We start from the raw sequence: 22034 nt of genomic DNA, 5'->3' as shown, positions 1-22034 counted from the left end.
TGGGCACTGTCTCAACCAGAGACTCGGTGAAATTATAGTACCTGTGAAGATGCAGGTTACCCGCGACAGGACGGAAAGACCCCGTGGAGCTTTACTGTAGCCTGATATTGAATTTTGGTACAGTTTGTACAGGATAGGCGGGAGCCATTGAAACCGGAGCGCTAGCTTCGGTGGAGGCGCTGGTGGGATACCGCCCTGACTGTATTGAAATTCTAACCTACGGGTCTTATCGACCCGGGAGACAGTGTCAGGTGGGCAGTTTGACTGGGGCGGTCGCCTCCTAAAGTGTAACGGAGGCGCCCAAAGGTTCCCTCAGAATGGTTGGAAATCATTCGTAGAGTGCAAAGGCATAAGGGAGCTTGACTGCGAGACCTACAAGTCGAGCAGGGACGAAAGTCGGGCTTAGTGATCCGGTGGTTCCGCATGGAAGGGCCATCGCTCAACGGATAAAAGCTACCCCGGGGATAACAGGCTTATCTCCCCCAAGAGTCCACATCGACGGGGAGGTTTGGCACCTCGATGTCGGCTCATCGCATCCTGGGGCTGTAGTCGGTCCCAAGGGTTGGGCTGTTCGCCCATTAAAGCGGTACGCGAGCTGGGTTCAGAACGTCGTGAGACAGTTCGGTCCCTATCCGTCGTGGGCGTAGGAAATTTGAGAGGAGCTGTCCTTAGTACGAGAGGACCGGGATGGACGCACCGCTGGTGTACCAGTTGTTCTGCCAAGGGCATAGCTGGGTAGCTATGTGCGGAAGGGATAAGTGCTGAAAGCATCTAAGCATGAAGCCCCCCTCAAGATGAGATTTCCCATAGCGTAAGCTAGTAAGATCCCTGAAAGATGATCAGGTTGATAGGTTCGAGGTGGAAGCATGGTGACATGTGGAGCTGACGAATACTAATAGATCGAGGACTTAACCATATAATATGTAGCAAATGTTATCTAGTTTTGAAGGAATATGCCTTCATAGTTTGGTGATGATGGCAGAGAGGTCACACCCGTTCCCATACCGAACACGGAAGTTAAGCTCTCTAGCGCCGATGGTAGTTGGGACCTTGTCCCTGTGAGAGTAGGACGTCGCCAAGCAACTAAACACGAGTCAAATGACTCGTGTTTTTTCGTGTTTTCTTTTATAATCCATAGTAATTAAAAAAATATGCTTAAATAATTACTATTTTGATTAAATGCAGGGGAATGTGGCTAGGATAGTGAATAAGCAAAAGAGTTGCAAATTTTATTAATACGTATATAATTAAAGTCAAAGATAGTCAAAGTCAATAAAGGTGGCGGATAAATGAGAAATATATCTGATATCATTGAGCAATATCTAAAGCAAGTTATTGACTTAAGTAATAATAATGTGATTGAAATCAAAAGAAATGAGATTGCGGATCGATTCGAGTGCGTACCATCTCAAATCAATTATGTAATCAATACCCGTTTTACATTAGAAAGAGGATTTGTAGTAGAAAGTAAACGTGGTGGAGGAGGTTACATTCGCATTATAAAAGTCAAACTGCATGATGATATAGACATTATTGATCAAATGCTTCATATGATTGATCATAGCGTTGCACAAGGGAATGCAGAGAGTATGATTATACGTTTATTAGAAGAGGGAATCATAACAGGCCGTGAAGCAAAATTAATGTTAAGTGTACTAGATCGTTCTGTATTATCAATGGATATTCCTTCTCGAGATGAACTTAGGGCTCGAATATTATGCGCAATGTTAAGAACACTGAAATATAAATAAATACAGCTTTTGTAAAAGAATGATAATTAAGATAGGGCAGTTAAATATTGTAGAAGTTTTGAAAAAGAGCATGTACTTTTATCTGAGTGGATTAAGGAAAGAGGACAATCTAGTAATGTATGAAAAGTATCATGAGGTAGATCGTTCCTGTTGTAAAGGTGGGGATATTGATGACTTGTCAAAACTGTAATATAAGACCAGCAACTTTACATTATACAAAAGTAATCAACGAGAAGAAGGCGGAAGTTCATCTTTGTGAGCAATGTGCGGAGCAAAGTGGCTATACGTCTTTCTTTCAATCATCACAGTCTAACTTTTCATTTCATGATGTATTTGCTGGTTTATTACACGGTGAATCAACAATGTTTGGAGAAGGAAAAAACGGGTTTTCAAATACAAATACAGTAAGATGTCCAGATTGTAAGATGACATATGAACATTTTACAAAAGTGGGACGCTTTGGTTGTGCTTCTTGTTACGATACATTTAAAGGACACTTAAACCCATTGTTAAAGCGACTTCATGGTGGACATACAGAACATTGTGGAAAAATTCCGGAACGAATGGAAGGAAATATCCACTTAAAGAAAGAATTAGATGAACTAAAACTTATTCTGAAACAATATGTACAGAATGAGGAGTTTGAGAAAGCTGCTGAGGTAAGAGATGAAATTCGAGGGCTTGAAACTCAGCTTAGTGAGCATAGAGAGGGGGAGTAGTTCTATGTCACTGGACAAAATTATGAATGAAGCGATTAGTCCATGGATGAAGGGGGATGGCCCTGATTCTGATATTGTTTTAAGTAGTCGAATTCGTTTGGCTCGTAATTTTAAGCAATATCAATTTTCTACTATGCAAAACGAAGAGGAAGCTCAAAAGGTTCAAGAATTATTTAAAAAGAAATTTATAAATAAAGCGGTAGAGCCCTTTGGGAAGTTTGGACTATTAAAAATGAATGAACTAACTCCTCTTCAAAGGAGAGTTTTAGTCGAAAAGCATTTAATTAGTCCAAATCTAGCAGGGACCGAATATGGAGCATGTCTGTTATCAGAAAGCGAACACATTAGTGTGATGCTTAATGAGGAAGACCACATTAGGATTCAGTGCCTATTTCCAGGACTACAGTTATCAAAGGCTCTTCAAAGCGCCAATCAAATAGATAATTGGATTGAGAAAGAGGTTGAATATGCTTTTGATGAATCACTTGGATATATTACGAGTTGTCCTACTAACGTTGGTACAGGATTAAGAGCTTCTGTAATGATTCATTTACCAGGGCTGGTTTTAACAAAAAGAATTAGCCGTATTATACAAGTAATTCAAAAATTAGGTTTAGTAGTAAGAGGAATATACGGTGAAGGTAGCGAAGCGTTAGGTAATATATTTCAAGTATCAAATCAAATGACGTTAGGGAAATCCGAAGAAGATATTATTGCAGATTTAAAGAGTGTCATGCAGCAAATTATACAACAAGAAAAATTGGCCAGAGAATTAATTGTACAAAATTCGAGCATTGAGCTTGAAGATAAGGTTTATCGTTCTTACGGTATACTAGCAAACAGTCGTTTAATTCAATCTGCAGAAGCGGCAACTTGCTTATCGGATGTACGACTCGGTATTGATCTAGGATATATAAAAGGTATATCGAGAAATATTTTGACTGAGCTAATGGTTCTTACGCAACCTGGTATTTTACAACAATATGCAGGAGGACCTTTAGGACCAGAAGAAAGAGATTATCGAAGAGCAACCTTAATCCGTGAGCGATTACGTATTGAAAAAAACTAAGCGCAAGTAGGAGGCGATTTCTATGATGTTTGGAAGATTTACAGAAAGAGCACAGAAAGTATTAGCTTTATCTCAAGAGGAAGCAATTCGCATTGGGCATAATAACATTGGAACAGAACATATTTTACTTGGGCTTGTACGCGAAGGTGAAGGAATTGCAGCAAAAGCGTTAATTGCTCTTGGATTGAGCCCGGAGAAAGTGCAAAAAGAGGTAGAAGCGTTAATTGGACGTGGAACAGAAGCTTCTCAAACTGTACATTATACACCTCGTGCTAAAAAAGTTATTGAATTGTCTATGGATGAAGCGCGTAAGCTAGGACATTCTTACGTTGGAACAGAACATATTTTACTTGGCTTAATCCGTGAAGGTGAAGGTGTAGCGGCACGTGTATTAAATAATTTAGGTGTAAGCCTCAACAAAGCAAGACAACAAGTGTTACAACTTCTTGGAAGTAACGAAGCAAGTTCAGGTCACCAAGGTGGTTCATCGACAAATGCAAATACACCGACACTAGACAGTTTAGCGCGCGACTTAACAGTTGTTGCACGTGAGAATCGTTTGGATCCTGTTATTGGACGTAGTAAAGAAATTCAACGTGTAATTGAAGTGTTAAGCCGTAGAACAAAAAACAATCCAGTGTTAATTGGAGAGCCTGGTGTAGGTAAAACAGCAATTGCTGAAGGGTTAGCACAGCAAATCGTAAATAATGAAGTTCCTGAAACGTTAAGAGATAAGCGTGTTATGACACTAGATATGGGGACAGTGGTAGCTGGGACGAAATATCGTGGTGAGTTTGAAGATCGTTTAAAGAAAGTAATGGATGAAATACGTCAAGCAGGGAATATTATTCTATTTATTGATGAACTTCATACATTAATCGGTGCAGGTGGAGCAGAAGGTGCAATCGATGCATCGAATATTTTAAAACCATCTTTAGCACGCGGAGAATTACAATGTATTGGTGCGACAACTTTAGATGAGTATCGTAAATATATTGAAAAGGATGCAGCTTTAGAGAGACGTTTCCAGCCAATTCATGTTGATGAGCCGAGTCTAGAAGAATCAACTCAAATCTTGAAAGGGTTACGCGATCGTTATGAGGCGCATCACCGTGTGTCTATTACAGATGATGCAATTGATGCAGCTGTAAAACTTTCTGATCGTTATATTACGGATCGTTTCTTACCGGATAAAGCAATTGATTTAATTGATGAAGCTGCTTCAAAAGTTCGCTTGCGTTCTTATACAACACCACCAAACTTAAAAGAGCTTGAAGTGAAGCTTGAGGAAATTCGAAAAGAAAAAGATGCGGCTGTACAAAGTCAAGAGTTTGAAAAGGCTGCTTCCTTACGTGATATGGAACAACGCTTACGTGAGAAATTGGAAGATACAAAACGTCAGTGGAAAGAGCAACAAGGAAAAGAAAATTCAGAGGTTACGGTAGAAGATATTGCAAATGTCGTTTCTACATGGACACGTATCCCTGTTTCTAAACTTGCACAAACAGAGACTGATAAATTATTAAACTTAGAATCCATTCTTCATGATCGTGTCATCGGTCAGGATGAAGCTGTAGTGGCTGTAGCGAAAGCTGTTCGTCGTGCAAGAGCAGGATTGAAAGATCCGAAACGTCCAATTGGTTCATTTATTTTCTTAGGGCCAACAGGTGTAGGTAAAACAGAATTAGCAAGAGCATTGGCAGAATCTATGTTCGGTGATGAGGATGCAATGATTCGCATTGATATGTCTGAGTATATGGAGAAACATTCAACTTCTCGCTTAGTTGGTTCTCCTCCAGGATATGTTGGGTATGAAGAAGGCGGACAATTAACAGAGAAGGTTCGTCGTAAGCCTTATTCAGTTGTCCTATTAGATGAAGTAGAGAAGGCACATCCTGATGTATTTAATATTCTACTACAGGTATTGGAAGATGGTCGTTTAACTGATTCTAAAGGACGTACAGTTGATTTCCGTAATACGATTGTTATTATGACGTCTAACGTTGGTGCTGAGGCGTTAAAACGTAACAAACATCTTGGATTTAACGTACAAGATGAAAGCCGTGATTATTCGGATATGAAAGGTAAAGTAATGGATGAGCTGAAAAAGGCATTTCGTCCAGAATTCTTAAACCGTATTGATGAAATTATCGTATTCCATATGCTTGAGAAAAAACATATTCAAGAAATTGTGACTCTTATGGTAAATCAGTTAGTGAATCGCTTAAAAGAACAAGAAATTGAATTGCACTTAACAGAAGGAGCGATTGCAGCTATTGCTGATAAAGGGTTTGATCGTGAATATGGTGCTCGTCCACTACGTAGAGCAATTCAGAAGCATGTAGAAGATAGACTATCGGAAGAACTTTTAAAAGGTGCTATTGAGAAAGGTCAAAAAGTTATCTTTGATGTAGAAGGGGAAACATTTGTCATTCATAGTGCTGAAAAGGTAAAATAAGTATAGACAAACTAAGAGGGCTACGAGATAGCCCTCTTTCTTGTACGAGAAGGTCAAATGTTTATAGATGAAAGCGAAGTGAAATATAAAAAGATATGGCTAAAAAGAAAACAAAATTCACATGTCAAGAGTGTGGTTATCAATCACCAAAATATATGGGTAAATGTCCAGGGTGTGGTCAATGGAATTCGCTTGTTGAAGAGATGGAACCCGTTGTATCATCCAGACGCCTAAATTATGCAAATGCAATTCAAACAGAAGTAACAAAACCAAGACGTCTTACAGAAGTAGAAACAAAGTCTGAGGCACGTATTGAAACAAAATTTCAAGAGTTTAACCGTGTACTAGGTGGCGGAATTGTAGATGGATCTTTAGTACTTATTGGTGGGGACCCTGGGATTGGAAAATCAACGTTATTATTACAGATTTCCTCGCAATTAGCAGATGCTTCATATGATGTATTGTATATATCAGGTGAGGAGTCAGCAAAGCAGATTAAACTTCGTGCAGATCGTTTACATGTAAATGGTAGTAATCTATTTGTTGTATCAGAGACAGATTTACAGCGTATTGCAGCACATATTGAAGAGATGAATCCTGCTTTTGTTGTTATTGATTCTATTCAAACGATACATTTACCTGAGGTGACATCAGCTCCTGGTAGTGTGGCGCAAGTACGTGAATGTACAGCAGAATTAATGAAACTTGCAAAAACAAAGGGAATCCCAATTTTCATCGTAGGACATGTGACAAAAGAAGGTGCAATTGCGGGACCGCGTATGCTAGAACATATGGTCGATGCAGTTCTTTACTTTGAAGGAGATCGACACCATACATATCGTATTTTACGAGCTGTAAAGAATCGTTTTGGTTCTACGAATGAAATGGGTATCTTTGAAATGAAAGAACTTGGCCTTGCAGAAGTCTTAAATCCTTCTGAAATTTTCCTTGAGGAAAGACCAGTTGGAGTTGCAGGTTCAACAGTAGTTGCCTCAATGGAAGGAACAAGACCAGTTTTAGTAGAAATACAGGCATTAATTTCCCCTACTAGTTTTGGAAATCCTCGAAGAATGGCGACAGGAATTGATCATAATCGTGTCTCGCTTATTATGGCGGTACTAGAGAAAAGAACAGGTTTACTATTACAAAATCAAGATGCGTATTTAAAAGTAGCTGGTGGTTTGAAATTAGACGAACCGGCAATTGATTTAGCTGTCGCCTTAAGTATAGCTTCAAGTTTTAGAGATAAATCTACGGCACCAACTGATGCGGTAATAGGAGAAGTTGGATTAACTGGAGAAATAAGAAGAGTATCAAGAATTGAACAACGTGTACAAGAAGCAGCTAAATTAGGATTTCAACGTGCTATCATTCCTAGAAAAAATTTAGGGGGATGGACAATTCCAGAGGGGATTGAGGTTGTAGGTGTTTCTAATTTGGGAGAAGCGCTTCGTTTGACATTAGGAGGCTAGGCTATGGAAGAAAATAAGCAACGTGTCAAAAGTATGATTAACATTTTACAGCTCGTGGCCCCAGGAACACCACTGCGCGAAGGGATAGATAATGTACTTCGCGCACAAACGGGGGGACTAATTGTTCTTGGGTATAATGAGCAGATTAAAAGCATTGTTGATGGTGGTTTTCATATTAATTGCGCATTCTCTCCTGCTAGTTTATATGAATTAGCAAAAATGGATGGAGCACTTATTTTAAATGAAACTGGAAGTAAAATTTTAATTGCAAACGCACAGTTAGTTCCAGATTCATCTATTGATTCTATTGAAACAGGTATGCGTCACCGAACAGCAGAGCGTGTAGCAAAGCAGACGGGCAGCCTTGTTGTGGCCATTTCACAAAGACGTAATGTAATTACGCTATATCAAGGGAACTTACGTTATACATTAAAAGATATAGGTGTCATTTTAACGAAGGCAAATCAAGCAATTCAAACGCTAGAAAAATATAAGGCTGTATGGAATGACGGCATTACGAATTTGGGTATTCTAGAATTTGAAGAGGTCGTTACAATGTCCGAGGTGGTTCACGTTTTACATAGTGTTGAAATGGTGCTGCGTATTAAAAATGAAATATTGAGCTATATTCATGAGTTAGGAACAGAAGGTAGGTTAATTCGTTTACAGCTTACAGAATTACTAGCTGATTTAGAGGCAGAGGCAGCATTGTTAATTAAAGATTATCACCAGGAGAAAACACAAGACCATCATCAAATCTTGAAAAAGTTACAAGATCTTGCAAATACACAACTTTTAGAGGATAGTGATTTAGTTAAATTGCTTGGCTATCCAGGACAAACAAGTTTAGAAGAAAGTGTGACACCTAGAGGGTACCGAATCACAAGCAAGATTTCTCGTGTTCCGCCACTTATTATCGAGAATTTAATTAATCGATTTAAAACATTGCAAGGTGTTTGCCGAGCAACTATTAATGAATTGGATGATGTGGAAGGAATTGGAGAAGTGAGAGCGAAGAAAATACGAGAAGGTCTAAAAAGAATTCAAGAGCATCTCTATATGAGTAGACACAATTAAGAATATTACATTGATTCTATAATATAACGACACTAGAACATTTTTGGTATATGATATGATATATTGGTAAATAAAACTATTTACAAAAAAACACGTCCGCTTTTGCATTCGGCGTTTTGATTAGCGAAACAATGGTTAATAATGAGTAGGAGGTGGTTGGATGTTAAAACGGATTGTACAGCTCTTCTTTTTAGTGATCGGGGGAGCGTTAGGGATTTACTTAATCCCCAAAATTATTAATGTATTAGATATCGGTGCGGTTCCTTTGTTGGAAGGATCGTATGTTCGTGCAATTATTGGTGCAATTATTTTATTTTTAACAACATTTTGGCTTGTAGATTATATTGTTCAACTTATTAAGCATATTGAAGAGGCTCTTGTAAAGGCGCCTGTAGCAGATGTTTTATTTGGTACATTAGGATTAATCTCTGGTCTTATTGTTGCATATTTAATTTTGATACCAATTCGTGAATTTACAATTCCAGTTATTAGTACGGTGTTGCAAGTGTTCTTCACCCTTTTACTTGGATATTTAGGATTCCAAGTAGGATTTAAAAAGAGGAATGAATTGCTAGGATTATTTACATTACCCCAACGCGGAGGTAAGAAGAAAAACAATAGTGAGAATGAAGAGGTAGAGGTCGAAGCAGAAAAATCTACGACTCATTGGAAAATTCTCGATACGAGTGTAATTATTGACGGACGTATTGCAGATATTTGCCAAACAAAGTTTTTAGAAGGAACAATTGTCATTCCGCAATTCGTATTAGAAGAGCTTCAGCATATTGCCGATTCTTCAGATGCTTTAAAGCGTAATCGTGGCCGCAGAGGGCTAGACATTTTAAATCGTATTCAAAAGGAGATGCCAATTCCTGTAGAAATTTATGAAGGCGATTTCGATGATATCCAAGAAGTAGATAGCAAGCTTGTAAAGTTGGCAAAAATCACTGGTGGAACTGTAGTAACAAACGATTTCAATTTAAACAAAGTTTCAGAATTACAAGGGGTTACGGTGTTAAACATTAATGATTTAGCTAATGCGATTAAACCAGTCGTACTCCCTGGTGAAGAATTAAGTGTTTATGTTGTGAAAGATGGTAAAGAACAAAATCAAGGTGTTGCATACTTAGATGATGGTACGATGATTGTAGTAGAAGATGGTAGAGAGTATGTGGGTTCACAACTTGACGTACTTGTTACTAGCGTATTACAAACATCGGCTGGTCGTATGATTTTCGCAAAACGTAAATTGTTAGAAAAAGCATTATAAGTAGAGGATTATTAATATGTATACATTAATTATTCCGGCAGCGGGCCAAGGAAAACGAATGGGTGCTGGTAAAAATAAGTTATTTTTACTTATAGATGAAGTACCAATTATTGTGCACACATTGCGTGCTTTTGAAAAAGATAAAGCGTGCAAAAGTATTATTATGGCAATTAACGAAGAAGAACGCCCGTATTTTGAAGAGTTAATGCAGAAGTACCAGATTGAAAAGCACGTACAATTCATTCAGGGTGGAGCCGAAAGACAAGATAGCGTCTATAACGCACTTCAGTATGCGAGTGGTGTCGAATATGTTCTTGTGCATGACGGGGCGCGCCCGTTCGTAACGAATAAAGTGATTCGCGATGTATTAACTGCAGCAGAAAAATATGGAGCTTCCATTTGTGCAGTGCCAGTAAAAGATACTGTTAAGAAAGTAGAGCAGGGTGTTGTTGTAGAAACGGTAGAGCGATCTCAACTCAACGCTGTACAAACACCACAAGGATTCTCTGTTTCTCTTTTGCTAGAAGCTCATAGAAGCGCAAAGCAAAGTTGTTTTCTTGGCACAGATGATGCAAGTCTTGTAGAACGTGTTGGGAAGCAAGTAGGTGTAGTAGAGGGGAGTTACTATAATATTAAAGTGACGACTCCGGAAGATCTATTAATTGCTGAAAGTTTCCTACGTGTTCAAAAGAAATAACATTGATGACGTGTTAATAAAGAAAAGCTCGGCAACAGCCGGGCTTTTCTTTATAAGGATAGCGATATAATATAGAGTCATAAAGCTCAGTAGTTTAGCTTAAGGAGGAAGTAAGGATGTTTCGAATTGGACAAGGTTTTGATGTACATGAATTTGCGGAAGGGCGCCCGTTGATTATCGGTGGAATTACAATTCCACACGAGAAAGGATTAATCGGCCATTCAGATGCAGATGTATTGTTACATACGATTGCTGATGCATGTTTAGGTGCGATTGCAGCAGGAGATATCGGAAAGCATTTTCCTGATACAGACCCAGCTTTTAAAGATGCAGATTCAGCTGTATTGTTACAAAAAGTTTGGGAATTTGTGCGTGAACAAGGTTACGAGTTAGGAAATTTAGATTGTACAATTATTGCTCAAAAACCAAAAATGGCACCACATATTGAGAGTATGCGTAAGCGCATTAGTGAACTGTTAGAAACGTCTATCGATAACATTAATGTAAAGGCAACAACAACAGAAAAATTAGGATTTACAGGTAGAGAAGAAGGGATTGCTTCTCAAGCGGTTGTTTTATTACAGAAAAAATAATGGTTTTTAATTCGTAAGATGGATAATCACATTTTTTTGGTGTACAATTATAGAATGTGTTGACATTAAGAATGGAAGGTGTACCAATTATGGAAAAGCAAGTGAGAGTGCGCTACGCGCCAAGTCCAACAGGACACTTACATATCGGAAATGCGCGTACGGCATTATTTAATTATTTATTTGCTCGTCATTTAGATGGCAAATTTATTATTCGTATTGAAGATACTGATGTAAAACGTAACGTGGCTGGTGGAGAAGAAAGCCAATTAAAATACTTGAAATGGCTCGGTATGGACTGGGATGAAGGTGTTGATGTTGGTGGTGAATTTGGACCATATCGCCAAACAGAGCGTTTAGATATTTATAAAAAATTATATGAAGATTTATTAGAGCGTGGTCTAGCTTATAAATGTTATATGACAGAAGAAGAGCTAGAAGCAGAGCGTGAAGGACAAATCGCTCGCGGTGAAACACCTCGTTACGCAGGTAACCACCGTGAATTAACTGAAGAACAAGTGAAAGAATTTGAAGCTGAGGGACGTATTCCAAGTATTCGTTTCCGTGTACCAGCTGATCGTGACTACACATTCAAAGATATTGTAAAAGATGAAGTTGCGTTCCATTCAAATGATTTCGGTGATTTTGTTATTGTGAAAAAGGATGGAATTCCAACTTATAACTTTGCAGTAGCAGTAGATGATCATCTAATGGAAATTACACATGTACTTCGTGGTGATGATCATATTTCAAATACACCGAAACAAATGATGATTTATGAAGCTTTCGGCTGGGATATTCCACAATTCGGTCATATGACTCTAATTGTTAATGAAAGTCGTAAAAAGTTAAGTAAGCGTGATGAATCTATTATTCAATTTATTGAGCAATATAAAGAGCTTGGGTATCTTCCAGAAGCAATCTTTAACTTTATTGCACTACTAGGTTGGTCTCCGGTAGGAGAAGAAGAAATCTTCTCTAAAGATGAGTTTATCAAAATGTTCGATGCAGCTCGTTTATCAAAATCACCTGCATTATTTGATTCTCAAAAACTAAAATGGATGAACAACCAGTATATGAAAAAGCAAGATTTAGATACGGTTGTAGAGTTAAGCTTACCGCATTTAGTGAAAGCTGGACGTGTGGGAGAAACTTTAAGCGAACAAGACCAAGCTTGGATTCGTGATGTAATTGCTTTATACCATGAACAAATGAGTTTTGGAGCTGAAATTGTAGAGCTTTCTGAAATGTTCTTTAAAGATCATGTTGATTATGAAGAAGAAGGACAAGAAGTATTAAATGGTGAACAAGTACCTGAAGTACTTCGTGCATTTGCTGGTCAAATAGAAGCTCTAGAAGCAATGGAGCCAGCAGCAATTAAGGCAGCGATTAAAGCAGTTCAAAAGGAAACAGGACATAAAGGTAAAAATTTATTTATGCCAATCCGTGTTGCAACTACAGGACAAACGCATGGTCCAGAGCTTCCGAATGCTATTGCACTTCTTGGAAAAGAAAAAGTTTTAAATCGTCTTCAAAAAGTAATTGGTTAACATTTTCTAGGTTTAGAAATATAATAAGTATACCTAAAACCTAATAAGGAAAAGCGACGAGAAGGAGAAGTAGAAAATCAGGCTTTTTACAGAGAGAACCACCTTTAGGCTGGGAGTGGTTTATAAGCGGATTTTTGAAATGCCCCTTCGAGTCTTCTGCTGAACAGCGAATTGCTTCGTGGGATGTCTTAGGCCGCAAAGTAAGCAGAAGCGGTTTACACCGTTATCATGGATGAGTTTGAGGCTTTTTTAAGCCTAAACAGAGTGGAACCGCGCTTAAAAGGCGTCTCTGTCAATATGACAGAGACGCCTTTTTTTTATACCGTGTAAATAGGTATGAATATAGAATTTATCTCCTTATATAAAGAATTAGGGGAGAAGTGATGAGTTAGGGGAGTTAGTTCGCTCGACAAAAAAGCAGCCCATAAAGGGGAGGGAACACCGATGTTTAAGAGGCTTCGGGAAGATATTGAAGTCGTTTTTGAACAGGATCCAGCGGCAAGAGGTTATTTCGAAGTCATTTTAACTTACTCTGGATTACATGCAGTTTGGGCCCATCGAATTGCACATGCTTTTTATAAAAGAAATTTTTTCTTTCTTGCACGTTTTGTTTCACAAGTGAGCCGCTTTTTTACTGGCATTGAGATCCATCCAGGAGCAACAATTGGTCGGCGTTTTTTCATAGATCATGGAATGGGAGTTGTAATCGGAGAAACTTGTGAAATTGGTGATAATGTAACGATTTATCAAGGGGTTACATTAGGTGGTACAGGAAAAGAAAAAGGAAAGAGGCATCCAACAATTCAGGATAATGTATTAATTGCGACGGGTGCTAAAGTTCTTGGTTCTATTACTGTGGGAGAGAATTCTAAAATCGGAGCAGGGTCTGTCGTATTAAAAGAAGTTCCTGCACATTCTACAGTTGTAGGTATACCTGGCCGTGTCGTTATTCAAAATGGAGTAAAGATTGGTCAAGAATTAAATCACTCTGACCTTCCGGATCCGATTTTTGATAAATTAAAGGCTATGGAAGTAGAACTTGATAAATTGAAGAAACAATTGGAATTAAAGGTAGAAAGGAAGGATAAAAATGACTATTCACATTTATAATACGTTAACACGTCAAAAAGAAGAGTTTGTTCCATTAGAAGAAAATAAGGTAAAGATGTATGTATGCGGACCTACAGTTTATAACTACATTCATATTGGGAATGCAAGGCCTCCTATGGTATTCGATACAGTGCGTCGTTATTTAGAATACAAAGGATACGATGTGCAATATGTATCTAACTTTACGGATGTAGATGATAAATTAATTAAAGCGGCAAATGAATTAGGTGAAGATGTACCGACAATTGCTGATCGTTTTGTTGAAGCGTACTTTGAAGATGTAACAGCACTAGGTTGCAAACACGCAACAGTTCATCCTCGTGTAACAGAAAATATGGATATCATTATTGAATTTATTCAAGAACTTGTGAATAAAGGGTATGCATATGAATCAGAGGGTGATGTGTACTTTAAGACGAAGGAATTCGAAGGTTACGGTAAATTATCACATCAACCAATCGCAGATTTACGTCACGGTGCTCGTATTGAGGTAGGGGAAAAGAAACAAGACCCTCTTGATTTTGCTTTATGGAAAGCTGCGAAAGAAGGAGAAATCTTCTGGGAAAGCCCTTGGGGGCAAGGACGTCCAGGATGGCATATTGAATGCTCAGCAATGGCGCGTAAGTACTTAGGGGATACAATTGACATTCATGCTGGTGGTCAAGACTTGGCTTTCCCACATCATGAAAATGAAATTGCGCAGTCAGAGGCATTGACTGGAAAAACGTTTGCACGTTACTGGATGCATAATGGATATATTAATATTAACAATGAGAAGATGTCTAAATCGCTTGGTAACTTTATTTTAGTTCACGATATTATTAAGCAATACGACCCGCAGTTAATTAGATTCTTTATGTTATCAGTACACTATCGTCACCCGATTAACTTTAGTGAAGAGTTATTACAAAGTACGAATAATGGACTGGAAAGAATTAAAACAGCTTATGGAAACTTAAAGCATCGTATGGAGAGTAGTACGGATTTAACGGATCATAATGAGAAATGGTTAGCTGAAATAGAGAAATTCCAGACTGCATTTGAAGAGGCAATGAATGATGACTTTAACACTGCAAATGCAATTACCGAATTATACAACGTAGCAAATCATGCAAATCAATATTTACTTGAAGAGCATACATCTAAAGTTGTGATTGAAGCATACGTAAAACAACTGGAAACGTTATTTGATATTTTAGGATTAGAATTATCAAAAGAAGAATTACTGGATGAAGAAATTGAAGAGCTTATCCAAAAGCGCATTGAAGCTCGTAAAAATCGTGATTTTGCATTGTCTGATCAAATTCGTGACGATTTAAAAGAACGTAATATTATTTTAGAAGATACCGCTCAAGGTACAAGATGGAAAAGAGGATAAGGATGATCGATGCAAAGCAATTAAACAGCTTGGCGTTAGCGTATATGGGTGATGCGGTATATGAACAATATATCCGCTATCACCTCCTTCAAAAAGGAAAAGTTCGCCCTAATCAATTACACCGCTTAGGGACGAGCTTTGTTTCAGCAAAAGCACAGGCGAAAGTTGTTTATCATTTATTAGAGACGGCATTTTTGACAGAGGAAGAAGAGGCGGTATTAAGAAGAGGGCGTAATGCAAATTCAGGTACAGTTCCGAAAAATACGGATGTACAAACATATCGACATAGTACAGCCTTTGAAGCGCTAATTGGTTATCATCATTTATTAAATAATCGTGAAAGATTAGACGAAATTGTATATAAGGCAATTGCAGTTTTAGAAGAAAAGGAAGGGGGCACATCATCATGACTAGTGAATATATTATCGGACGTAACCCTGTAATTGAAGCGTTAAGATCAGGGAGAGATATTAATAAAATTTGGATCGCAGAAGGTGCTGCCAAAGGACAAGTACAAATTGTACTAGCGTTAGCGAAAGAAAATAAGATTATTTTACAACATGCACCAAAGAAAAAGTTAGATCAATTAGTTGAGGGTAATCATCAAGGTGTAATTGCTCAAGTAGCTGCATATCAGTATGCAGAGTTAGAAGATTTATTCAAAGTGGCAGAAAAACGTAATGAAGATCCATTCTTCTTGATTTTAGATGAGATTGAAGATCCGCATAACCTAGGTTCTATTATGCGTACTGCTGATGCAACAGGAGCTCATGGAATTATTATTCCGAAGAGAAGAGCTGTGGGACTTACAGCATCAGTTGCGAAAGCATCAACAGGAGCGATTGAATACATTCCTGTTGCGCGCGTAACAAACTTATCTCGTACAATTGATGAATTAAAAGAGCGTGGACTTTGGATTGCTGGTACAGATGCTAAAGGGAAAACGGATTACCGTAATTTAGATGGTACAATGCCGATTGGGTTAGTAATTGGTAGTGAAGGAAAAGGTATGAGTCGTATTATTGGTGAAAAGTGTGATTTCTTAATCACTTTACCGATGGTTGGTAAAGTTACATCCTTAAATGCTTCAGTAGCCGCAAGTTTGTTAATGTATGAGGTATATCGTAAACGTCACGAAATTGGTAAATAAAAAATGAACGATATTTTAATCGTTGACGGTTACAACATTATCGGAGCTTGGGGAGATTTGAAGAAACTGCGGGATGTAGATTTACAATCATCAAGAGATGCGCTTATTGATAAGATGGCGGATTATCAAGGTTATACAGGTACAAAAGTGATGATAGTCTTTGATGCCTATACAGTCCATGGTATTGAAAAAAAGATGAAACAATCTCGTGTAGAAGTAATATTCACACGAAAGAATCAAACTGCAGACGAAAAGATAGAGCAACTTGCGATAGAGCTTAGAAATATAAATACACAAATATATGTTGCGACTTCTGATTATACAGAACAATGGGTTATATTTGGGCAAGGTGCCCTTCGAAAATCTGCGCGTGAATTAGAGTTGGAAGTACAAGCGATGGAACAACAAGTAAGAAGGCGCACAAAAGACACGAAAGAACAGCAGCCCGCCATGCGAAAGATATTTAGTAAAGATATTACAGAAAAATTAGAAAAATTAAGAAGAGGAGAGCGTTGAAGCATTGACGCTCTTTATCTTTTTACTGTATAATATTGCTAAATAAATAGCGGTCGGAGGGATCAAGGTGGAAGCAGGCTTCGTAAGTATAGGCGACGTTACATTTCGTGATTTAGAGGATGAGGCAATCGTTGAGTTAGTTCGAAAAGGTAATACTGACGCTCTAGAATATTTAATTCACAAGTATAAGAACTTTGTTCGTGCGAAATCAAGATCTTACTTTTTAGTGGGTGCCGATCGAGAAGACATTGTTCAAGAAGGTATGATAGGGTTGTTTAAAGCAATTCGTGATTATAAAGAGGACAAGCTGTCTTCATTCAAAGCATTTGCTGAACTATGTATCACTCGACAAATTATTACCGCTATTAAAACGGCAACAAGACAAAAACATATTCCTTTAAATTCGTATGTGTCTTTAGATAAGCCGATTTACGATGAGGAATCTGATCGAACGTTATTGGATGTTATTTCTGAAGCGAAGGTGACTGATCCTGAAGAGATGATCATTAGCCAGGAAGAATATACAGACATAGAATCAAAAATATCTGAATTATTAAGCGATTTAGAAAGGAAAGTGCTTTCTTTATATTTAGATGGTCGTTCTTATCAAGAGATTTCAGAACAGTTAAACAGGCATGTGAAATCTATTGATAACGCTTTACAAAGAGTAAAGAGAAAATTGGAACGATATATGGAAATGAGAGAAAGTACAACTTTAAATTCATAAGAAGTAACAAGTGCTACAGGTGTAAAATAAATCACCTGTTTTCTTTTGTAGAGAGTACAAAATGCATGTCATTGACATTGTCTTTTATTGTATGATACATTTTTAGGGACATAATGTTACAAGGTTGGTGTAACTAATGAGGAAAAAAGTTGTACTCTCATGTGAAGAGTGTAAAAATCGAAACTACTCTACTATGAAAGATACGAGCTCAATAGAGCGACTTGAAATAAAAAAGTTTTGTAAAACATGCAATCAGCATACAGTTCACAAGGAAACAAAATAAATAATTGAAATAATACACTGGAGGTCCCGCAGATGCGTTTAACGAACTTTTTCGGCGATGTAGGTCGCGAAATGAAAAAAGTAAGTTGGCCTAAAAAAGATGAATTACTCCGCTCAACAGCGACTGTTGTTGCTACAGTTGTGTTCTTTGCGATTTTCTTCGCAGTAGTTGATATGGGCATTTCTTCTTTAATTCGGTTAATTCTTGGTTAATTCTTGAATAAGAAGCACTTATCCATGATATAATGTTATTTATAAGAACTGTGTAAAAGCCCGGTGAACGGGTTTTTTCATTTGCGCAAAAAAATGTACGTCAGGGAGGGAAGGACGCTCGTCCTAAATGAATGGAAAAAAGTTGGTATGTTGTCCATACTTATTCTGGATATGAAAATAAAGTAAAAGCAAACCTAGAGAAACGTGTAGAATCAATGGGTATGCAAGATAAAATTTTCCGTGTTGTTGTCCCGGAAGAAGTAGAAGTAGAAATGAAAAACGGAAAAGAAAAATTAATGAAAAGAAAAGTGTTCCCAGGTTATGTATTAGTAGAATTAATCATGACTGATGACTCTTGGTATGTTGTACGTAACACGCCGGGTGTAACTGGGTTCGTTGGTTCTTCTGGTTCTGGATCTAAACCATCACCTCTATTAGAAGAGGAAGTTGTTACCATTATGAAACATATGGGAATGGACAACGAAGTGGTTGATTTCGACTTTGAACTTCATGAGACAGTACGTGTAAATGAGGGGCCATTCGCAGATTATACAGGTGCTATTGAAGAAATTGATGTGGAGAAGAAAAAGGTTAGCGTGCTTGTGGACATGTTTGGTCGCGAGACTCCAGTTGAACTTGACTTCCATCAAATTGAAAAATTATAAAATGAAACTTGAAATGAATTGTAAAAAGTGATAATATCTTTTAAGTCAGTACGTCTTCGTTATCGGAGACGTTTTTTGAAAGATTTTATCCTTACAGATAAAATATGACGTGGGAGGGCAAATCACTGTCCAATTGACCACATCACGGACTTAAGGAGGTGTGTCTCGTGGCTAAAAAGGTAATTAAAATGGTAAAGCTTCAAATTCCTGCAGGTAAAGCTAACCCAGCTCCACCAGTTGGTCCAGCATTAGGACAAGCAGGTGTTAACATCATGGGCTTCTGTAAAGAGTTTAACGCTCGTACAGCAGATCAAGCTGGTCTTATCATCCCTGTTGAAATTACGGTATTTGAGGACCGTTCATTCACTTTCATTACTAAAACTCCTCCTGCTGCTGTTCTTCTTAAGAAAGTAGCTGGTATTGAGTCTGGTTCTGGTGAACCAAACCGTAATAAAGTGGCAACTGTTAAGCGTGATAAAGTACGCGAAATCGCTGAAACTAAAATGCCTGACCTAAACGCTGCTAGCGTAGAAGCTGCAATGCGTATGGTTGAAGGTACTGCACGCAGTATGGGCATCGTTATCGAAGACTAATTCGATTTGTTTTAAAAAAGGTTGCGGGTCTGGAATTCCAATTCGCAACCTTTATTATCGTAAATGATTATCGTTTTTAAATAAATGGATGGCGCTCATCCTCAGGTTATACCTGAAAACAGGCGTAAACGTGGGAGGTTATTCCGCTAAAACCACATTCGAGGAGGAAATAAAAATGGCTAAAAGAGGTAAAAAGTACGTAGAAGCTGCAAAGCTTGTTGATCGTGCAGCTGCTTACTCTGCAACAGAAGCAGTAGAATTAGTAAAGAAAACAAACACAGCTAAATTTGATGCAACTGTAGAAGCTGCATTCCGTTTAGGTGTTGACCCTAAGAAAGCTGACCAACAAATCCGTGGCGCAGTTGTTCTTCCACACGGTACTGGTAAAGTACAACGTGTATTAGTATTTGCTAAAGGTGAAAAAGCTAAAGAAGCTGAAGCTGCTGGAGCTGACTTCGTAGGCGATACTGATTACATCGGTAAAATCCAACAAGGTTGGTTCGATTTCGATGTAGTAGTAGCAACTCCTGACATGATGGGTGAAGTTGGTAAACTTGGTCGCGTATTAGGACCTAAAGGTTTAATGCCAAACCCTAAAACTGGAACAGTTACTTTCGATGTAACTAAAGCTGTTAACGAAATCAAAGCTGGTAAAGTTGAATACCGCGTTGATAAAGCTGGTAACATCCACGTTCCAATCGGTAAAGTATCTTTCGAAGATGCTAAATTAGTAGAAAACTTCAAAACAATTGCTGACACTTTACAAAAAGTTAAGCCAGCTGCTGCAAAAGGTACTTACATGAAGAACGTAACAGTTGCTTCTACAATGGGACCTGGCGTACGTGTAGACGTTTCTACATTAGCGTAAATTTTGGAAGTTGACTTCATAAAGAAGTTTTAATATAATCATTTATGTTGTGAATTTAATTAGTGTACCGTAGACAGTAGGTGTCAATAGACTTAATTTCCTACCTAGGTGTTAATATACGAAGCGGAATCTTTTTTCTGTGATTATATGCCTCCATGTCTACAAGTTGGGCATGGAGGTTTTTAGTGCACTTTCGGTACATCTTCTATATAATCTACAGGAGGTGTAATAACATGAGCAAAGTAATCGAAACTAAACAACAAGTTGTAACTGAAATCGCGGACAAACTTCGCGCTAGTAAATCTACAATCGTTGTTGACTACCGTGGTTTAACAGTTTCTGAAGCAACAGAATTACGTAAGCAATTACGTGAAGCTGGCGTTGAGTTCAAAGTTTACAAAAACTCTCTAACTCGTCGTGCTGCAGAATCTGCTGAAATGGCTGAGTTAAATGAATTCTTAACAGGACCAAACGCAATCGCGTTCAGTAACGAGGATGTAGTTGCTCCTGCGAAAGTATTAAACGACTTCGCTAAAGATCATGAAGCTTTAGAAATTAAAGCGGGCGTAATCGAAGGTAAACTTGTAACACTTGATGAGGTTAAAGCAATCGCTACTCTTCCATCACGTGAAGGCTTACTTTCTATGCTTCTTAGCGTTCTTCAAGCTCCAATCCGTAACCTTGCACTTGCTACTAAAGCAGTTGCAGACCAAAAGGAAGAGCAAGGCGCTTAATTTTTTAAAAGATAATTACGTATTATCGATAAAACAATACAAACCTATTTAAGGGAGGATATTTACAATGACTAAAGAACAAATCATTGAAGCGGTTAAATCTATGACTGTATTAGAACTTAACGACTTAGTAAAAGCTATCGAGGAAGAATTCGGCGTAGCTGCTGCTGCTCCTGTAGCTGTTGCTGGTGGCGCTGGAGAAGCTGCTGCTGAGAAAACTGAATTTGATGTGGAACTAACTAGCGCTGGTGCACAAAAAATCAAAGTTATCAAAGTTGTTCGTGAAATCACTGGTCTTGGCTTAAAAGAAGCTAAAGAATTAGTTGACAACACTCCAAAAGTAATCAAAGAAGCTGCTGCTAAAGAAGAAGCTGAAGAAATCAAAGCTAAACTTGAAGAAGTTGGCGCTGCTGTAGAAGTTAAGTAATTAACTTTTGATGCTTTAAAAAAAGCTCGCTCTCATGCGAGCTTTTTTTTTAACTGTAAAGAAAAGAGGTGGCCATATGGCAGACCATTATTTTTCTAACGACCCTTCTAGTAAAAGTGATCGTAAGCGATGGGAGTTTGCCCTTCGTGGATCTCGATTTACTTTCTTATCTGACCATGGGGTGTTCTCGAAAAACGAAGTGGACTTTGGTTCCCGTCTTTTAATTGAAGCGTTTCAAATGCCAGATATTAAAGGTAATATATTAGACGTAGGTTGCGGATACGGTCCTATTGGTTTGTCGTTAGCGAAAGAGTTTCAAGGTCGTGAAGTTCACATGGTGGATGTGAATGAGAGGGCACTTGGGCTTGCGAAAGAAAACGCCGCTAATAACAAAATCGAGAATATACGTATTTTTCAAAGTAGCGTCTATGAAAATGTAGATGGTAAGTATGCTGCTATTCTATCTAACCCTCCAATTCGTGCGGGTAAAGATATCGTACATGAGATTTTAGAAAAAGCTGTGGAGTATTTAGTTCCAGGTGGAGAACTTTGGATTGTTATTCAAAAGAAACAAGGTGCACCGTCTGCGCTAAAAAAACTAGAAGAAGTATTTTCTGAGGTTGAGGTTGTAGAAAAGAAAAAAGGATATTATATCATAAAATCAAAAAAACGTTGACGGTTATTTTTGGCTATGTTAACATTATACAATGCCAATATA

Annotated in this window: 24 protein-coding genes, 2 rRNA genes and 2 other annotated features (1 of these 28 only partly in view); all 26 genes read left to right on the top strand. The window is 38.0% G+C overall.

Annotated elements, in window-relative coordinates; genetic code table 11:
• Positions 1-916: ribosomal RNA gene (locus AC3WVZ_RS26500) — 23S ribosomal RNA — on the top strand; it begins 2006 nt to the left of the window's first position.
• Between the two features lie 49 nt (positions 917-965).
• Positions 966-1081, top strand: a 5S ribosomal RNA gene (gene rrf / locus AC3WVZ_RS26495).
• 208 nt (positions 1082-1289) lie between these two features.
• Positions 1290-1751: a transcriptional regulator CtsR gene (gene ctsR / locus AC3WVZ_RS26490; protein ID WP_001244565.1), complete on the top strand. Its 462-nt coding sequence runs from the start codon at positions 1290-1292 to the stop codon at positions 1749-1751.
• A gap of 170 nt (positions 1752-1921) precedes the next feature.
• Positions 1922-2470: a protein-arginine kinase activator protein McsA gene (mcsA, locus tag AC3WVZ_RS26485; RefSeq protein ID WP_000128399.1), complete on the top strand. Its 549-nt coding sequence runs from the start codon at positions 1922-1924 to the stop codon at positions 2468-2470.
• A gap of 4 nt (positions 2471-2474) precedes the next feature.
• Positions 2475-3539, top strand: coding sequence for a protein-arginine kinase McsB (gene mcsB / locus AC3WVZ_RS26480; RefSeq protein ID WP_000050842.1), 1065 nt, complete (start codon positions 2475-2477; stop codon positions 3537-3539).
• Positions 3540-3561: 22 nt separating this feature from the next.
• Complete coding sequence (clpC, locus tag AC3WVZ_RS26475) at positions 3562-5997, top strand: ATP-dependent protease ATP-binding subunit ClpC (protein WP_000971183.1); 2436 nt, start codon at positions 3562-3564, stop codon at positions 5995-5997.
• 95 nt (positions 5998-6092) lie between these two features.
• Positions 6093-7469, top strand: a complete 1377-nt coding sequence (gene radA, locus AC3WVZ_RS26470) for a DNA repair protein RadA (RefSeq protein ID WP_001085202.1) — start codon at positions 6093-6095, stop codon at positions 7467-7469.
• 3 nt (positions 7470-7472) lie between these two features.
• Entirely contained in the window at positions 7473-8546 is a 1074-nt protein-coding gene (gene disA / locus AC3WVZ_RS26465) for a DNA integrity scanning diadenylate cyclase DisA (protein ID WP_000392163.1), read from the top strand.
• A 160-nt stretch (positions 8547-8706) separates the two neighbouring features.
• Complete coding sequence (locus AC3WVZ_RS26460; RefSeq protein WP_000919677.1) at positions 8707-9816, top strand: PIN/TRAM domain-containing protein; 1110 nt, start codon at positions 8707-8709, stop codon at positions 9814-9816.
• A gap of 16 nt (positions 9817-9832) precedes the next feature.
• A complete protein-coding gene (ispD, locus tag AC3WVZ_RS26455) occupies positions 9833-10513 on the top strand; it encodes a 2-C-methyl-D-erythritol 4-phosphate cytidylyltransferase (RefSeq protein ID WP_000288284.1) in 681 nt (226 codons plus the stop codon).
• Between the two features lie 116 nt (positions 10514-10629).
• A complete protein-coding gene (gene ispF / locus AC3WVZ_RS26450) occupies positions 10630-11106 on the top strand; it encodes a 2-C-methyl-D-erythritol 2,4-cyclodiphosphate synthase (RefSeq protein WP_000488386.1) in 477 nt (158 codons plus the stop codon).
• An 89-nt stretch (positions 11107-11195) separates the two neighbouring features.
• The gene (gltX, locus tag AC3WVZ_RS26445) at positions 11196-12653 is read left to right on the top strand and encodes a glutamate--tRNA ligase (protein WP_000415143.1); all 1458 of its coding nucleotides are present in this window, start codon (positions 11196-11198) and stop codon (positions 12651-12653) included.
• A gap of 47 nt (positions 12654-12700) precedes the next feature.
• Positions 12701-12947, top strand: a binding site (T-box leader).
• A gap of 150 nt (positions 12948-13097) precedes the next feature.
• Complete coding sequence (cysE, locus tag AC3WVZ_RS26440; protein WP_000476497.1) at positions 13098-13763, top strand: serine O-acetyltransferase; 666 nt, start codon at positions 13098-13100, stop codon at positions 13761-13763.
• The gene (gene cysS / locus AC3WVZ_RS26435; RefSeq protein ID WP_000152276.1) at positions 13744-15141 is read left to right on the top strand and encodes a cysteine--tRNA ligase; all 1398 of its coding nucleotides are present in this window, start codon (positions 13744-13746) and stop codon (positions 15139-15141) included. Before cysE ends, cysS begins: the two co-directional genes overlap by 20 nt.
• 2 nt (positions 15142-15143) lie before the next feature.
• On the top strand, positions 15144-15551 hold the full coding sequence (locus tag AC3WVZ_RS26430; protein ID WP_000564261.1) for a Mini-ribonuclease 3: 408 nt from the start codon (positions 15144-15146) through the stop codon (positions 15549-15551).
• Entirely contained in the window at positions 15548-16291 is a 744-nt protein-coding gene (rlmB, locus tag AC3WVZ_RS26425; RefSeq protein ID WP_000200237.1) for a 23S rRNA (guanosine(2251)-2'-O)-methyltransferase RlmB, read from the top strand. The genes AC3WVZ_RS26430 and rlmB overlap by 4 nt, the downstream gene beginning before the upstream one ends.
• A gap of 3 nt (positions 16292-16294) precedes the next feature.
• Positions 16295-16807, top strand: coding sequence for an NYN domain-containing protein (locus tag AC3WVZ_RS26420; RefSeq protein ID WP_000997886.1), 513 nt, complete (start codon positions 16295-16297; stop codon positions 16805-16807).
• 67 nt (positions 16808-16874) lie between these two features.
• Positions 16875-17534, top strand: coding sequence for an RNA polymerase factor sigma-70 (locus AC3WVZ_RS26415; protein ID WP_000387193.1), 660 nt, complete (start codon positions 16875-16877; stop codon positions 17532-17534).
• Positions 17535-17670: 136 nt separating this feature from the next.
• Complete coding sequence (gene rpmG, locus AC3WVZ_RS26410; protein ID WP_014481927.1) at positions 17671-17817, top strand: 50S ribosomal protein L33; 147 nt, start codon at positions 17671-17673, stop codon at positions 17815-17817.
• Positions 17818-17849: 32 nt separating this feature from the next.
• The gene (secE, locus tag AC3WVZ_RS26405; RefSeq protein WP_001241323.1) at positions 17850-18029 is read left to right on the top strand and encodes a preprotein translocase subunit SecE; all 180 of its coding nucleotides are present in this window, start codon (positions 17850-17852) and stop codon (positions 18027-18029) included.
• Positions 18030-18160: 131 nt separating this feature from the next.
• Entirely contained in the window at positions 18161-18694 is a 534-nt protein-coding gene (gene nusG, locus AC3WVZ_RS26400; protein ID WP_000415794.1) for a transcription termination/antitermination protein NusG, read from the top strand.
• Positions 18695-18861: 167 nt separating this feature from the next.
• Positions 18862-19287 carry a 50S ribosomal protein L11 gene (rplK, locus tag AC3WVZ_RS26395; protein WP_001085872.1) on the top strand — a complete coding sequence of 142 codons (426 nt, stop codon included), beginning with the start codon at positions 18862-18864 and terminating at the stop codon, positions 19285-19287.
• A 175-nt stretch (positions 19288-19462) separates the two neighbouring features.
• Entirely contained in the window at positions 19463-20155 is a 693-nt protein-coding gene (gene rplA / locus AC3WVZ_RS26390; RefSeq protein ID WP_001987630.1) for a 50S ribosomal protein L1, read from the top strand.
• A 49-nt stretch (positions 20156-20204) separates the two neighbouring features.
• Positions 20205-20349: a sequence feature (ribosomal protein L10 leader region), on the top strand.
• A 39-nt stretch (positions 20350-20388) separates the two neighbouring features.
• Positions 20389-20889 (top strand): 50S ribosomal protein L10, encoded by a 501-nt coding sequence (gene rplJ / locus AC3WVZ_RS26385; RefSeq protein ID WP_000048716.1) that lies wholly within the window; start codon positions 20389-20391, stop codon positions 20887-20889.
• A 67-nt stretch (positions 20890-20956) separates the two neighbouring features.
• On the top strand, positions 20957-21316 hold the full coding sequence (gene rplL / locus AC3WVZ_RS26380) for a 50S ribosomal protein L7/L12 (RefSeq protein ID WP_233935652.1): 360 nt from the start codon (positions 20957-20959) through the stop codon (positions 21314-21316).
• Positions 21317-21392: 76 nt separating this feature from the next.
• Positions 21393-21992, top strand: a complete 600-nt coding sequence (locus AC3WVZ_RS26375) for a class I SAM-dependent methyltransferase (protein WP_000763266.1) — start codon at positions 21393-21395, stop codon at positions 21990-21992.
• Positions 21993-22034 lie beyond the last annotated feature (42 nt).

The organism is Bacillus sp. CPT56D-587-MTF, assembly GCF_058792335.1.
The sequence above is the reverse complement of the archived record's forward strand: the minus strand, read 5'-3'. Positions and strand labels throughout refer to the sequence as shown.

What these genes read in the sequence shown, in the direction of transcription:
- ctsR (WP_001244565.1), top strand. Translation starts at nt 1,290, where the DNA reads ATGAGAAATATATCTGATATCATTGAGCAATATCTAAAGCAAGTTATT.
- mcsA (WP_000128399.1), top strand. Translation starts at nt 1,922, where the DNA reads ATGACTTGTCAAAACTGTAATATAAGACCAGCAACTTTACATTATACA.
- mcsB (WP_000050842.1), top strand. Translation starts at nt 2,475, where the DNA reads ATGTCACTGGACAAAATTATGAATGAAGCGATTAGTCCATGGATGAAG.
- clpC (WP_000971183.1), top strand. Translation starts at nt 3,562, where the DNA reads ATGATGTTTGGAAGATTTACAGAAAGAGCACAGAAAGTATTAGCTTTA.
- radA (WP_001085202.1), top strand. Translation starts at nt 6,093, where the DNA reads ATGGCTAAAAAGAAAACAAAATTCACATGTCAAGAGTGTGGTTATCAA.
- disA (WP_000392163.1), top strand. Translation starts at nt 7,473, where the DNA reads ATGGAAGAAAATAAGCAACGTGTCAAAAGTATGATTAACATTTTACAG.
- AC3WVZ_RS26460 (WP_000919677.1), top strand. Translation starts at nt 8,707, where the DNA reads ATGTTAAAACGGATTGTACAGCTCTTCTTTTTAGTGATCGGGGGAGCG.
- ispD (WP_000288284.1), top strand. Translation starts at nt 9,833, where the DNA reads ATGTATACATTAATTATTCCGGCAGCGGGCCAAGGAAAACGAATGGGT.
- ispF (WP_000488386.1), top strand. Translation starts at nt 10,630, where the DNA reads ATGTTTCGAATTGGACAAGGTTTTGATGTACATGAATTTGCGGAAGGG.
- gltX (WP_000415143.1), top strand. Translation starts at nt 11,196, where the DNA reads ATGGAAAAGCAAGTGAGAGTGCGCTACGCGCCAAGTCCAACAGGACAC.
- cysE (WP_000476497.1), top strand. Translation starts at nt 13,098, where the DNA reads ATGTTTAAGAGGCTTCGGGAAGATATTGAAGTCGTTTTTGAACAGGAT.
- cysS (WP_000152276.1), top strand. Translation starts at nt 13,744, where the DNA reads ATGACTATTCACATTTATAATACGTTAACACGTCAAAAAGAAGAGTTT.
- AC3WVZ_RS26430 (WP_000564261.1), top strand. Translation starts at nt 15,144, where the DNA reads ATGATCGATGCAAAGCAATTAAACAGCTTGGCGTTAGCGTATATGGGT.
- rlmB (WP_000200237.1), top strand. Translation starts at nt 15,548, where the DNA reads ATGACTAGTGAATATATTATCGGACGTAACCCTGTAATTGAAGCGTTA.
- AC3WVZ_RS26420 (WP_000997886.1), top strand. Translation starts at nt 16,295, where the DNA reads ATGAACGATATTTTAATCGTTGACGGTTACAACATTATCGGAGCTTGG.
- rpmG (WP_014481927.1), top strand. Translation starts at nt 17,671, where the DNA reads ATGAGGAAAAAAGTTGTACTCTCATGTGAAGAGTGTAAAAATCGAAAC.
- secE (WP_001241323.1), top strand. Translation starts at nt 17,850, where the DNA reads ATGCGTTTAACGAACTTTTTCGGCGATGTAGGTCGCGAAATGAAAAAA.
- nusG (WP_000415794.1), top strand. Translation starts at nt 18,161, where the DNA reads ATGGAAAAAAGTTGGTATGTTGTCCATACTTATTCTGGATATGAAAAT.
- rplA (WP_001987630.1), top strand. Translation starts at nt 19,463, where the DNA reads ATGGCTAAAAGAGGTAAAAAGTACGTAGAAGCTGCAAAGCTTGTTGAT.
- rplJ (WP_000048716.1), top strand. Translation starts at nt 20,389, where the DNA reads ATGAGCAAAGTAATCGAAACTAAACAACAAGTTGTAACTGAAATCGCG.
- rplL (WP_233935652.1), top strand. Translation starts at nt 20,957, where the DNA reads ATGACTAAAGAACAAATCATTGAAGCGGTTAAATCTATGACTGTATTA.
- AC3WVZ_RS26375 (WP_000763266.1), top strand. Translation starts at nt 21,393, where the DNA reads ATGGCAGACCATTATTTTTCTAACGACCCTTCTAGTAAAAGTGATCGT.